We start from the raw sequence: 13,146 nt of genomic DNA on the forward strand, positions 1-13,146 counted from the left end.
CCGCCTTACTGGTACGCCGCCAGCTCCTGCTTGGCAATGGCGTTGCGGTGCACCTCGTCGGGGCCGTCGGCCACGCGCAGGTGGCGCTCGTAGGCGTAGAAGTGCGTCAGCAGCGTGTCCTGGCTCAGGCCCATGGCGCCGAAGGCCTGCATGGCCCAGTCGATCACCTTCACGCAGTTGTTGGGCGTGAGCACCTTGATCATCGCGATCTCCTTCGCGGCGACCTTGTTGCCCACGGTGTCCATGCGGTAGGCCGCGTTGAGCACCATCCAGCGCGACTGCTCGATGAGCATGCGCGACTCGGCAATGCGCTCGCGCCACACGCCCTGCTCCGACAGCGGCTTGTGGAACGCGGTGCGAGACACCAGGCGCTGGCACATCATTTCCAGTGCCGACTCGGCCATGCCGATGGCGCGCATGCAGTGGTGGATGCGCCCCGGGCCGAGGCGGCCCTGCGCAATCTCGAAGCCACGGCCTTCGCCCAGCAGGATGTTCTCGACCGGCACGCGCACGTTGTCGAACACGATCTCGGGGTGGCCGAACGGCGGGTCGTACATGCCCAGCAGCTGCATGTCGCGCACGATGGTCACGCCGGGCGTGTTCTTGGGCACCAGCACCATCGACTGCTGCTTGTGGCGGTCGGCGTTGTCGGGGTCGGTCTTGCCCATGAGAATGAAGATCTCGCAGCGCTCGTGCATCGCGCCGGTGATGTACCACTTGCGACCGTTGATGACGTACTCGTTGCCCTCGCGGCGGATGCTGCAGCGGATGTTGGTGGCGTCGCTGGACGCCACCTCGGGCTCGGTCATGGCGAAGGAGGAGCGGATCTCGCCCGCCAGCAGCGGCGTGAGCCAGCGCTCCTGCTGCGCCTTGGTGCCGTAGCGCGCAAGCACTTCCATGTTGCCGGTGTCGGGCGCGGAGCAGTTGAAGATTTCGGCGCACCAGTAGCGCCGGCCCATGATCTCGCACAGCGGCGCGTACTCGACGTTGGTGAGGCCGGGGCCGTGCTCGGCCTCGGGCAGGAACAGGTTCCACAGGCCGCGCTCGCGCGCCTTGGCCTTCAGGCCGGCCATCATCGGCAGCTCGGCGTAGGGGCGGCCGGCGCGCGCGTTGGCGGCCAGCTCTTCCTCGCGGCGCTTCTCGTTCGGATAGACGTGTTCGTCCATGAACTTGAGCAACTCGTCGCGCAGCGCGATCACCTTGGGTGTGAATTCGAAATGCATGCTGTGTCTCGTCCTTCTGCTTCCAATGTGCTGTCGAAGATACGTCGCGATGCGTTCGGCGACGGTCGTTCGCGCGACAGGCGCTTTTCTTCCGGCCGTGGCACGCATCGTGCAAGATCGCGCCATGCTTCCCCTGTCTCCCGACGCGCTGCGCCAGCGGCTGCGGTCCTTCGCTTCCCGCGCGCAACCCGTGCGCATTCTTCTCACGCTCGGCAGCCTGATGGCGCTGTGCAGCGCCACCGACCACCCCGACGCGGTGATTCCGCTGTTCCTCGGCGCCATTGCCAGCGCGCTCGCCGAGACCGATGACAGCTGGCGCGGCCGGCTGCGCGCGCAGGCGGTCACGCTCGCGTGCTTCGCGGCCATCGCGTTCACGGTGGAGGCGGCTTTCGGCGTGCCGCTGCTGTTCATCGCGGGGCTGGCGCTCGCGGCCTTCGCGCTCACGATGCTGGGCGCGGTCGAGGCGCGCTACAAGGCCATCGCCTATGCGACGCTGATCCTCGCGATGTATGCCACGCTGGGCATCGAGAACATGAGCGCCCACGGCGCCCACGGCGTCCAGGGGAGTGCAGCGGCGCGCGGCCGCGAGCCGCTGCTGCTGGTGGCGGGCGCCGCGTGGTACGGCGTGTTCTCGGTGCTGTGGTGCGCCGTCTTCCCGGCGCAGCCGGTGCAGGCGCGGCTGGTGACGCTGTTCACGGTGCTGGGCAACTTCGTGCGCTACAAGGCCTCGCTGTTCGAGCCGCTGCGCGGCATCGACATCGAGCGCAAGCGGCTCGCGCTGGCGCAGCTCAACGCCGAGGTGGTGACGGAGCTGAACGCGGCCAAGGAAAGCATCTTCCGGCGCATCGGCGCACGGGCGCCCACGGGCCGCATCTCGCGCTACCGCGGCCTCTACCTGATCGCGCAGGACGTGCACGAGCGCGCCAGCTCCTCGCACGACGACTACAACGCGCTGGCCGACGCCTTCTTCCACAGCGACTTGCTGTACCGCTGCCAGCGCGTGCTCGGCCTGCAGGGCCTGGCCTGCCAGCGGTTGGCCGATTCGATCGCGCGGCGCGAGCCCTTCGACGCGGGCACGGAGACCGTGCAGGCGCTGGCCGACCTGCGCAGCGCCATCGCGCACGAGCGCGCGCGGGCCACCACGCCCGAGCGGCTGCTGCTGCTCGCCTCGGTCGAGGCGCTGGCGCGCAACCTGGCGCTGCTCGACGGGCAACTGGTGGGCGCGAGCCAGCCGTCGGCACGCGCCGGGCGCACGGAGATGGGCCTGTTCGACCGCTCGCCGCGCTCGTGGCGCGACGCGGTGGAGCGCGTGCGGCGCCAGTTCACGGTGCGCTCGCCGCTGTTCCGGCATGCGCTGCGGCTGTCGATCGCGCTGGTGGCGGGCTACGGCGTGATGCAGGCGATTCATCCGGCGCAGGGCTACTGGATCCTGCTGACCACGCTGTTCGTGTGCCAGCAGAGCTACGGCGAAACCATCGCGCGCATGGGCCAGCGCATCGCCGGCACCGCGCTCGGCGTGGTGGCGGGCTGGGCGCTGCTGCAGCTGTTTCCGCAGCCGCTGGTGCAGTCGGTCATCGCGGTGGCGGCCGGCGTGCTGTTCTTCGCCACGCGCACCACGCGCTACCTGCTGGCCACCGCGTCGATGACGCTGCTGGTGCTGATGTGCTTCAACCAGGTCGGCGACAGCGGCGTGCTGCTGGTGCCGCGGCTGGTCGACACCGCCATCGGCAGCGCCATCGCCGGGCTGGCCGTGCTGCTGGTGCTGCCGCACTGGCAAGCGCGGCGCATCAACGAACTGGCCGCGACGGCCATGCGCGGTCACGCGGGCTACCTGCGGCAGATCGTGGAGCAATACCGCAGCGGCGCGCGCGACCACCTCGACTATCGGCTGGCGCGGCGCAACGACCACAACGCCGACGCGGCGCTGTCCACCGCGGTGTCGGACATGTTCCGCGAGCCGGGCTATGTGCGCCCGCGCGCGGGCGTGGCGCTGCGCTTCCTGATCCGTTCGCACACGCTGCTGAGCTACCTCTCGGCACTGGGCGCGCACCGCTCGGCGCTGCCCGACTCGGCACAGATGGCCGTGCTGCGCACGGCGGCCGAGGGCGCGATTGCCGCGCTGGAAGGCCTGGCGGCGGGGCTGGAGAAGGGTGTGGTGGCCGACGCGGGCGACCTCGCCGCCGAATCGGCCGCCCGCGCCGCCCTGCTGCAGGCGGTGGCCGGCAACGGCATGGGCGGCGACGGCGACGCGCAGGCGCGAACTTTTCATACCGAACTCGGTCTGATATGGCTGCAGATCGACGCGTTGCGCACCCACGCACGCGAGTGGCTGCAGCCCGCCGCCGGCGACACCCCGACCGCGCCGGCCTGAGCGGGATCTGCGCGCACGATCCGGTCGGCAGAAAAAGGTTGTTGGGGCGCGTGCCGGACGGACCGGCCCGTACCGGCTAAAATTAACCCTACATGTCCCGCTGGTTTACCGCTACTGTCCTTGCCCTCATGTTGTCGTGCTACGGCTTTGCCGTGCTTGCACACAGCATGATCGGTGGCGGCCATGCGGCCCACCACGGCGATGTGCAGGCCATGCAGACCGTGCAGGCCACCGATGTCCTGGTGGCCAGCGTCGCACTCTCCGACGCCTCGGCACCCCATGAATCCGAGGCTTCGGCCTCCGATTCCGCCTCCGACGACTCCCTTTCCGTCGATGAAGCCGGCTCCGAACATGCCGAGCTGGTCGACGCGCGCAACGGCGCGCCCGCGCTGCTGCGCTTCACCGAGCAGCCGCCCAAACTCGGCCTGACCACCACGGTCTCGCCGTTCCTCGAGCGGCCCAAGCGCCCTCCTCGCGCCGCGCGCGTCGCGTAGGTCTCAGCGCCTGCGCGACCGGGAGCCGCCACGGCTCCCGCCTTTCCGATCCGGGCACCGGCCATCCGGCCGCATCCCGCATCGGCACGACGACACCTCTTTTTTCCGGGCCGTTTCGGGCGCCCTTCGCGATCTGAACGCGTCAATCCGTCCCGTGCGGCACCGGCCAACCCTCAAGGAAACATCACAATGAACAACAGCCCTACCGCTTACCACCCCAGTTTCGAGGCACCGCTCGCCTCGGTCGAGGAACGCAACCGCGTCCTGCGCAACACCTACTGGCTGCTCGCGCTGTCGATGGTGCCCACCGTGCTGGGCGCCTGGATCGGCGTGGCGACCGGCTTCTCGCGCGCCATGTCGCCCGGCATCGGCCTCATGGTCTTCCTCGGCGGCGCCTTCGGCTTCATGTACGCCATCGAGAAGACCAAGGAATCGGCCGCCGGCGTGCCGGTGCTGCTGGCCTTCACCTTCTTCATGGGCCTGATGCTGTCGCGCCTGGTGGGCACCGTGCTCGGCCTGGCCAACGGCGCCAGCCTGGTGATGACGGCGTTCGCCGGCACCGGCGCGATCTTCTTCGGCATGGCCACGCTGTCGTCGGTCATCAAGCGCGACCTGTCGGCCATGGGCAAGTGGCTGTTCATCGGCGCCATCCTGCTGCTGGTGGCGGGCATCGCCAACTTCTTCATCCAGTCGAGCGCGCTGATGATGACGCTGTCGGTCGCGGCCATCGGCATCTTCTCTGCCTTCATCCTTCATGACCTGAAGCGCGTGAAGGACGGCCTGGAGACCAACTACATCTCCGCCACGCTGGGCGTGTACCTCAGCATCTACAACGTCTTCCAGTCGCTGCTGGCCCTGCTGGGCCTTGCCGGCGGCCGCGACGAGTAATCCCCACGAAGGAATATTTCCATGCGACTCACCACCAAAGGCCGCTTCGCGGTCACCGCGATGATCGACATCGCCCTGCATGGCCGTTCGGGCCCCGTCACGCTGGCCTCGATCAGCCTGCGCCAGCGCGTGTCGCTGTCGTACCTCGAACTGCTGTTCGGCAAGCTGCGCCGCGCCGACCTGGTCGAATCGACCCGCGGCCCGGGCGGCGGCTACTCGCTCAGCCGCAAGGCGGGCGACATTTCCGTGGCCGACATCGTGCTGTCGATCGAGGAGCACGACACCGACGCGCGCCGCCGCGACGCCGGCGAGCCGGGCGACACCGGCCGCTGCCAGATCGACGACCTGTGGGCCACCGTGAACCTGCGCGCGGTCGAGTTCCTGAAGTCGATCTCGCTGCAGAGCCTGGTCGACGAGCAGAAGGCCAAGGGCGTGCAGGCCGCCACGCGGCCCGAGCCGCGCCGCGCCGCGGCCGGCGCGCCGGTGCGCAAGCCGTTCATCGTCGACGCGCCGAACTCGGTGTTCGCGCTCGGCCGGCGCCACCAGCAAGGCGCCAGCTAGGTACGGCGGCGGCGCTGCCGCGTCGTTTCACGACGCCGGCCAGCGCACCGCCCGCGCCACCCGCCAGCCCATGCGGCCGGGTCTGCAGCCACGCGACGACGTGGCCGTGAACCCGTGCCTGCATGGGCTTTTTCGTTGCCGCGCGGCCGGTGCTTTCCCCTTCGGCGCCACAGGAATTCTTCATGTTGCGTTGCAACACCCACGGCAGAATGCACCACCAAGGTGCATCAGGTGACATGCCATCACGGCGCGCCTGCCTTCGGACAGCCATGACTCTCAAGCTTTCGCTCCTCCCCGTTTCCCTGTTCGTGCTCGCCGCCTGCGGCGCCAAGCAGGCCCCCGACACCGCCGCCGCCGCACCGCCCGAGGTGGGCGTGCTGGCGCTGCGCGCGAGCGACGTGCCGGTGCACACCGAGCTATCGGGCCGCACGGCCGCCTTCCGCGTGTCGGAGGTGCGGCCGCAGGTCAACGGCATCGTGCGCAAGCGCCTGTTCGAAGAAGGCAGCACGGTGCGCGCGGGCCAGGTGCTGTACGAGATCGAGCCCGGCCCGTTCGAGGCCGCGCACGAGCAGGCACAGGCCACGCTCGCCACCTCGCAGGCCGGCATCGCGAGCCTGCGCGGCAAGGCCGAGCGCTTCGGCGAACTGGTCAAGGCCAACGCCGTGAGCCAGCAGGAGCATGAAGAGGCCCAGGCCGCGCTGGTGCAGGCCCAGGCCGGTGTGAAGGCCGCGCAGGCGGTGGTGAAGGCGGCGCGCATCAACCTCGAATTCACGCGCATCACCGCGCCCATCGCGGGCCGCATCGGCCGCTCCAGCGTGACCGAAGGCGCGCTGGTGGCGCCGGGCCAGGCCGCGGCGCTGGCGACCATCCAGCGCATCGACCCGATCTACGTGGACGTGGTGCAGTCGAGCCTGGAGCTCACGCGGCTCAAGCGCCGCTTTCTCGCGGGCGACATGGCCCCCGCGAGCACGCGCGTGGGCCTGCGCCTGGAAGACGGCCTGCCCTACCCGCACGCGGGCACGCTGAAGTTCACCGAGGTGGGGGTCGATGCCGCCACCGGCTCGGTCACGCTGCGCGCGGAGTTTCCCAACCCGCAGGGCCTGCTGCTGCCCGGCATGTATGTGCGCGCGCAGGTCGAGGCCGGCGTGGAGCGCCAGGCCGTCCTGGCACCGCAGCGCGGGGTGGCGCGCAACGAGAAGGGCGAGCCCACCGCGCTGGTGGTCGGCGCCGACGACAAGGTCGAGCTGCGCGCGCTCGAAGTGCGCAGCGCGGTGGACGACCAATGGGTCGTGACCCGTGGCCTGCGCGACGGCGATCGCCTGGTGGTCGACGGCCTGCAGCGCGCGCACCCGGGCGAGAAGGTCAAGCCGGTGGCGGTGACGGCGACGGTGAGCGCCCCCAACGCCTCCGCAGACTGAGGCCCGCCCGGTGATCGCCAACTTCTTCATCCAGCGGCCCGTCTTCGCCTGGGTCATTGCCATCCTCATCATGCTGGCCGGCGGCGTGGCCATTCGCACGCTGCCGGTGTCGCAGTACCCGGACATCGCGCCGCCCACCGTGGTCGTGTCCGCCAACTACCCGGGCGCCTCGGCGCAGTCGGTGGAGACCAGCGTCACGCAGGTGCTGGAGCAGCAACTGAAGGGCATCGACGGCCTGATGTACTTCAAGTCGACGAGCAGCTCGGCCGGCTACGCCGAGATCAGCGTCACCTTCCGCCAGGGCATCGACCCCGACACCGCCCAGGTGCAGGTGCAGAACAAGGTCAGCCAGGCCGCGAGCCGCCTGCCGCAGGCAGTGCAGCAGCAGGGCGTGACGGTGGCCAAGTCGCAGAACAACTTCCTGCTGATCGTGGCGCTCTACGACCAGACCGACCGCCGCACCGACACCGACGTGGCCGACTGGATGGCCAGCAACCTGCGCGACCCGGTGAGCCGGGTCGACGGCGTGGGCTCGGTGCAGGCCTTTGGCGCGGCGTACGCCATGCGCGTATGGCTCGACCCGCACCGCCTGGCGAGCTACCAGCTGATGCCCTCGGACGTGACCGCCGCCATTGCCGCGCAGAACACGCAGGTGTCGGTCGGCGAGATCGGCGCGCGGCCCTCGCCCGCCAGGCAGCAGCTCACCGCCACCGTGACCGCGCTGTCGCGGCTGCAGACGCCCGAGCAGTTCCGCGACATCGTCCTCAAGACGCAGGCCGACGGCGCCGTGGTGCGCCTGGGCGACGTGGCGCGCGTGGAGATGGGCAGCGAGTCGTATGCCGAGGCCACGCGCCTGAACGGCCACCCCGCCGCCGGCGCGGCCATCATGCTGGCGCCGGGCGCCAATGCGCTGACCACCGCCAACGCGGTGAAGGCGCGCATTGCCGAGATGGAGCCTTCGCTGCCGGCCGGCCTGCGCGTGGCCTACGCGGAAGACACCACGCGTTTCGTGAAGATCTCCATCAAGTCGGTCGTGCAGACGCTGCTGGAGGCCATTGCGCTGGTGGTGGTCGTGATGTTCCTGTTCCTGCAGAACTGGCGCGCCACGGTGATCCCGGCCATCACCGTGCCGGTGGTGCTGCTGGGCACCTTCGGCGTGCTCGCGGCCTTCGGTTATTCGATCAACGTGCTCACGCTGTTCGCCATGGTGCTGGCCATCGGCCTGCTGGTGGACGACGCCATCGTGGTGGTGGAGAACGTCGAGCGCGTCATGCACGAAGAGGGGCTCGACGCGAAGGCCGCCACCATCAAGTCGATGAAGGAAATCACCGGCGCGCTGGTCGGCATTGCGGTGGTGGTGTCGGCGGTGTTCCTGCCGATGACCTTCTTCGGCGGCTCGGTGGGCGTGATCTACCGGCAGTTCTCGGTGACCATCATTGCGTCGATGGCGCTGTCGGTGGTGGTGGCCATCGTGCTGATTCCGGCGCTGTGCGCGCGCTTCCTGAAGCCGGGCGTGCCGCCGCGCACGCGCGGTTTTCTCGGCGCCTTCAACCGCCGCTTCGACGCCGCGCAGGACCGCTACGCGGGCCTGCTGGGCCGCATGCTGCGCAAACCGCTGCGCTTCACGGCCGTGTACCTGGCCATCGTCGCGGGCATGGGCCTGCTGTACCTGGGCCTGCCCGGCGGCTTCCTGCCCGAGGAAGACCAGGGCAGCGTGATGGTGCAGGTCACGCTGCCGGCGGGCGCCACGCAAGCCCGCACCGACGCGGTGAACCTGGCCGTGGAAAAGCACTTTCTGGAGACCGAGCGCGACACCACCGACACCATCTTCACGCTGTCGGGCTGGAGCTACAGCGGCTCGGGGCAGAACACCGGCATGGCCTTTGTCTCGCTGAAGGACTGGTCCGAGCGCAAGGACCCATCGAAGCGCGCGCAGGCCATCGTCGAGCGCGCGAGCGCGGCCCTCTCGAAGCAGCAGCGCGACGCCGAGGTCTACGGCATGGTGCCGCCGCCCATCGAAGGCCTGGGCCAGTCCAACGGTTTCGAGTTCTGGCTGCAGGACACCTCCGGCATGGGCGCCGACAAGCTGGTGCGCACACGCGAGGCGCTGGTGCGCGACGCCAACAAGGACGCGCGCCTGCAGTCCGTGCGCGCCAACAGCATCGCCAACACGCCGCAGCTGCAGATCGACATCGACCAGGTGAAGGCCTCCGCATTGCGGCTGTCGCTGGACGACGTGAACACCACGCTGGGCATTGCCTGGGGCGGCAGCTACGTGAACGACTTCATCGACCGCGGCCGCGTGAAGCGCGTGTACGTGCAGGCCGACGCGCCCTACCGCGCCGCGCCCGACGACATGCGGCAATGGTCGGTGCGCGGCAGCACCGGCGCCATGACACCGTTCTCGGCCTTCGCCAGCACGCGCTGGTCGCAGGGCGCCTCGCAGCTGGAGCGGTACAACGGCGTGCCCGCGGTGCAGATCCAGGGCACGGCCGCGCACGGCGTGAGCTCGGGCACGGCCATGTCGGCGATCGAGACCATTGCGAAGAAGCAGAGCGGCACGGGCTATGCGTGGAGCGGGCTGTCTTACCAGGAGCGCCTGTCGGGCGGCCAGGCGCCGCTGCTGTTCGCGCTGTCGATCCTGGTGGTGTTCCTGTGCCTGGCCGCGCTGTACGAGAGCTGGTCGGTGCCGTTCTCGGTGATGCTGGTGATTCCGCTGGGCGTGCTGGGCGCGGTGATTGCCGCGGCGCTGCGCGGGCTGTCGAACGACATCTACTTCCAGGTGGGCCTGCTCGCGACCATCGGACTGTCGGCGAAGAACGCGATCCTGATCATCGAGTTCGCCGAGGCCGCGCTGCGCCGCGGCGTGCCGCTGCTGGACGCAGTGACAGAAGGCGCGCGCCTGCGGCTGCGGCCCATCCTGATGACCTCGCTGGCCTTCCTGGCCGGCGTGGTGCCGCTGGCGCTGGCCACCGGCGCGGGCTCGGCCAGCCAGGTGGCCATCGGCACCGGCGTGTTCGGCGGCGTGCTGGCCGCGACGGCGCTGGGGATCTTCTTCGTGCCGCTGTTCTACCTGGGGGTGAAGCGGCTGGCCACGCGCTGGGGTGGGCGACGGCCGCAGGCGCAGCTGCCCGCCGCGCGAGGCTGAATGGCACCGCGGGGCCGCGGGGCCTCGGTCTCAGCGCGGCACTTCGAAGCTCAGCGTCGCCGTGTGGCGCACTTCGTCGTACTTCTTCCCGTCGACGGTCACCGCACCGTTGACGCGGGCCGTCACCTCCAGCACGTAGAGGCCGGGGAACGGCGTGGCCAGCGACACGGTGCCGTCCTTCGCGGGCTTGAGCACGCGGCGCCAGCCTTCCGAGGTGTCGACGTTGACCTGCGTGGCGGGCACGGCATTGCCCTTCCACACCAGCTTGAAGGTGTTGCCGTCGGGCTCGGTGGGCACCAGCTCGAGGTCGTTCACCGCCTGGGTCTCGTTGCGGCCGAAGCGTGCCTGGAACTGCGTCAGCGTGGCCTTGTCGCCCTCCGTGCCGGGGCGGCTGGCCACGGCGCGCAGGTCGGTGCCGGCCACCGCGGGAATCACCGAGCGATCGGCCTCGCTGGCCAGCGGCAGGTCCTTGCCGTCGGCCAGGAAGGCGCGTGGCGCGGCGACGCTGGCCATCGGCAGCGACGCCTTGTCGAGCTCGCCCACGCGCGCGACGGCCGAGCCCGCATTGGCGCCGTCACGCGACAGCCAGAGGTAATCGGCCTGGGCGCCACCGGCGGCGGCAAGGCAGGCGGCAGCGAAGGACAGCGAGCGGAGGCGAAGAGAACAAAGCATGTGCGGCGACGGATCGAAGATCGTTGAGATGAATGAAATGAAAGACGGCTGCCGCTCAGCGCGGCAGGCCGGCGAACGCCAGAGCGAGCCCCGCGCAACCCGCCACGGCGGACAAGACCGCGAGCCCTGCCGCGCCGCGCGGGCGGTACGGTAACAGCAGCGCGACCGGCAACGCGCCGGCCGACAACAGGCCCAGCCACGCGACCGTTCCCACGCTGGCGCCCCAGGCCATCACGCAAGGCACGAGGGCCGCCGCCAGCAGCGCAGTGCCGGCGAGGCGCAACGACATGCGCAGGCGCACCGGCACCTCGCGCAGGCCGGTGAGTTGTTCACAGTGGCGGTCCATGGCAAGGCTCAACGCCGCCATGCCCGCATAGGCCAGCGCAACGCCGAGCCAGGCTGCACACGCCGCCGTCATCTGACGGCCCTCTTCGGCAGATGGCGCAGCGCACCGAGGGCCGCGAGCCCGAAGGCCAGCGTACCGAACTCGACACCCGCGCTCTCCCAATCGCCGCGCAGCAGCTGCGCCGGCAGGTGGTCGCCGGTGGTCAGCACGTTGAGCACCGGCAGCAGCAGGCACAGCGCGGCCAGTGCGCCCAGCTGCTCACGCCAGGCCCGTGCCGGTGAACGCATGAAGGCGTGCAGCAACGCCAGCGCCCACAGCGCGAAGAAGACATGCAGCTCCCGGTCCGCGCGATGCTCGAGCGCCACCGGCAGCAGCCGGTTGGCCCACAGGTAGCCCACGCAGGCCACGGCCAGCCCCGCGATGGCGGCGACGTTCAGCGCTTCCACCAGCCGGTAGACGCGCGCCGTCGCAGCGCCGAATTCGCCCAGGTGCTTGTGCCGCCGCTTGACGATGAACAGCACCGCGCCCGAACCCATCATCGCGGTGCCCGCGAGCCCGCACAGAAAGTACAGCCACTTCATGCCCCAGCCGCCGTAAGTGACCATGTGCAGCCCGCTCATGGCCGACTGCGCGAGCATGGCGGTGCCGCCGTCCGCGGCGCCCGGCATGCGCACGCGCTGCACCTCGCCGGTGGCGGCGGAGAACATCGCCATGCCGGTGGTGCCGCTGAGGCGGCGCATCGACTCGTCCTCGCTGTTCCAGCCGTACACGCCGATGCGCGCGCCCGCGTCGCCCGGATGGTCGATGACCACGGCCCGCACCGCCTGCCCCATGAGCGCCTGGCCGCGCGCGGCGAAAGGTTCCAGCGCAGGCACGTCCATGGCGCGGCCGGTGCGCGCCGGCTTCACGCCGTCGCTCAGCTCCGACGCGAACTGCACCTGCGCGGCATTGCCCGTGCCGTAGTGGAGGATCTTGCCGGCCGGCATGAAGGTGGTGCCCGAAATCACGATGCCGGTGTAGGCGATCATGAATTGAAAGGGCAGCGTGAGCACCGCCACCGCGTTGTGCGCGTCGAGCCAGCTGCGCTGGCCTTTCTTCGGGCGAAAGGTGAAGAAGTCCTTGAAGATGCGCTTGTGCGTGATCACGCCCGACACCAGCGCCACCAGCATCGCCATGGCGGCGATGCCGACGATCCACAGGCCGACCGTGCCGGCATGCAGCTCGTAGTGGAAGTCGACGAAATGATGGCCGCCCAGCGTGGCGCGCACCGCGTGGCCGGCGGCTGGCGCCAAGGGCTTGCCGCTGGACGGGTCGAGCGCGGCCGAAGCGTACTGGTTGTTGGCGTCGAACCAGTACACCTTGAGCTCGCCTCCGCCGTTGGCATCGGACGGCCACAGCTCCCACATCTGCGCGCGGGGGTGGTGCTCGGCCATGTAGGCCATGCCCCAGGCCAGTCGCTGCGCGCGGTCGGCCGCGGGCACGCCCCTTGCGGCCAGCGCCGCGGCGGCCTCCTCCTCGGCATGGTGCTCCGGCGTCATCCAGTGGGTGATCGGGTCGTCGAACACCGCGAGCGTGCCGGTGAGGAACACCGCGAACAGCAGCCACGAGAACCACAGTCCACACCAGGTGTGAAGCCAGGCCTGCGCCTGGCGGAAGCCGCCCTGTCCTTCGGCCGTGGCCTTCGTTTTCTTTTCTGTCGTTGCCATCGTCAGCCGCCCGCCCCGCGCAAGGCCCAGCCCAACCCGCCGAGCGCCACGGCCGGCAGCAGCAGCCCGACCCACGCGCGCAGCAGCGACACAGGCGAGAAAGCCCAGATCACCGCCGCGGGGTAGACCACGAAGCCCAGCTGCATGCCGCCGACGGCGGCCTCCGCGCGGCCGGCCGGCAGCACGGCGGCAAGGAAGACGGCCACGGCGGCGGCCAGCGCGTAGCCGCCCAAGACGGCGGCCAGGACACGGCCCGGCAGCAGCAAGCCCGCGGGCAGGGAGGAAGGACGGGAGTTCATCGGGGGGGATAAAAGCGAAA

General features: G+C 70.2%; 11 protein-coding genes. 6 read left to right on the forward strand and 5 right to left on the reverse strand.

Translation table 11 applies throughout. The features are described 5' to 3' along the window. Window positions 1-5: 5 nt before the first annotated feature. Window positions 6-1,223, reverse strand: a complete 1,218-nt coding sequence (locus BM004_RS28670) for an acyl-CoA dehydrogenase family protein (RefSeq protein WP_093135934.1) — start codon at window positions 1,221-1,223, stop codon at window positions 6-8. Window positions 1,224-1,347: 124 nt separating this feature from the next. On the opposite strand from BM004_RS28670, the gene yccS reads away from it, so the two are divergent. From yccS to BM004_RS28700, 6 genes are all read left to right on the forward strand, one after another. Beyond that, the gene (gene yccS, locus BM004_RS28675; protein WP_093218687.1) at window positions 1,348-3,594 is read left to right on the forward strand and encodes a YccS family putative transporter; all 2,247 of its coding nucleotides are present in this window, start codon (window positions 1,348-1,350) and stop codon (window positions 3,592-3,594) included. A 128-nt stretch (window positions 3,595-3,722) separates the two neighbouring features. Next, on the forward strand, window positions 3,723-4,088 hold the full coding sequence (locus BM004_RS28680; protein WP_093218580.1) for a hypothetical protein: 366 nt from the start codon (window positions 3,723-3,725) through the stop codon (window positions 4,086-4,088). A 189-nt stretch (window positions 4,089-4,277) separates the two neighbouring features. After that, complete coding sequence (locus BM004_RS28685; protein ID WP_093135931.1) at window positions 4,278-4,976, forward strand: Bax inhibitor-1/YccA family protein; 699 nt, start codon at window positions 4,278-4,280, stop codon at window positions 4,974-4,976. Window positions 4,977-4,997: 21 nt separating this feature from the next. Then, a complete protein-coding gene (locus tag BM004_RS28690; RefSeq protein WP_093135929.1) occupies window positions 4,998-5,537 on the forward strand; it encodes an Rrf2 family transcriptional regulator in 540 nt (179 codons plus the stop codon). A 269-nt stretch (window positions 5,538-5,806) separates the two neighbouring features. Further along, window positions 5,807-6,955, forward strand: coding sequence for an efflux RND transporter periplasmic adaptor subunit (locus BM004_RS28695; RefSeq protein WP_093218582.1), 1,149 nt, complete (start codon window positions 5,807-5,809; stop codon window positions 6,953-6,955). Between the two features lie 10 nt (window positions 6,956-6,965). Further along, window positions 6,966-10,103 (forward strand): efflux RND transporter permease subunit, encoded by a 3,138-nt coding sequence (locus BM004_RS28700; RefSeq protein WP_093218583.1) that lies wholly within the window; start codon window positions 6,966-6,968, stop codon window positions 10,101-10,103. Window positions 10,104-10,133: 30 nt separating this feature from the next. Here BM004_RS28700 and BM004_RS28705 read toward each other — a convergent pair whose 3' ends face one another. The 4 genes from BM004_RS28705 to BM004_RS28720 are packed head-to-tail and all read right to left on the reverse strand — an operon-like array spanning window position 10,134 to window position 13,126. Continuing rightward, a complete protein-coding gene (locus BM004_RS28705; RefSeq protein ID WP_093218584.1) occupies window positions 10,134-10,775 on the reverse strand; it encodes a hypothetical protein in 642 nt (213 codons plus the stop codon). A 55-nt stretch (window positions 10,776-10,830) separates the two neighbouring features. After that, window positions 10,831-11,193: a DUF3325 domain-containing protein gene (locus tag BM004_RS28710; protein ID WP_093218586.1), complete on the reverse strand. Its 363-nt coding sequence runs from the start codon at window positions 11,191-11,193 to the stop codon at window positions 10,831-10,833. Further along, window positions 11,190-12,827, reverse strand: coding sequence for a PepSY-associated TM helix domain-containing protein (locus tag BM004_RS28715; RefSeq protein WP_093218590.1), 1,638 nt, complete (start codon window positions 12,825-12,827; stop codon window positions 11,190-11,192). Before BM004_RS28715 ends, BM004_RS28710 begins: the two co-directional genes overlap by 4 nt. A gap of 2 nt (window positions 12,828-12,829) precedes the next feature. Then, window positions 12,830-13,126, reverse strand: a complete 297-nt coding sequence (locus tag BM004_RS28720; RefSeq protein WP_093218591.1) for a DUF3649 domain-containing protein — start codon at window positions 13,124-13,126, stop codon at window positions 12,830-12,832. Window positions 13,127-13,146 lie beyond the last annotated feature (20 nt).

The organism is Variovorax sp. OK212 (assembly GCF_900112425.1).
In the GTDB taxonomy this organism is placed as follows: domain Bacteria; phylum Pseudomonadota; class Gammaproteobacteria; order Burkholderiales; family Burkholderiaceae_C; genus Variovorax.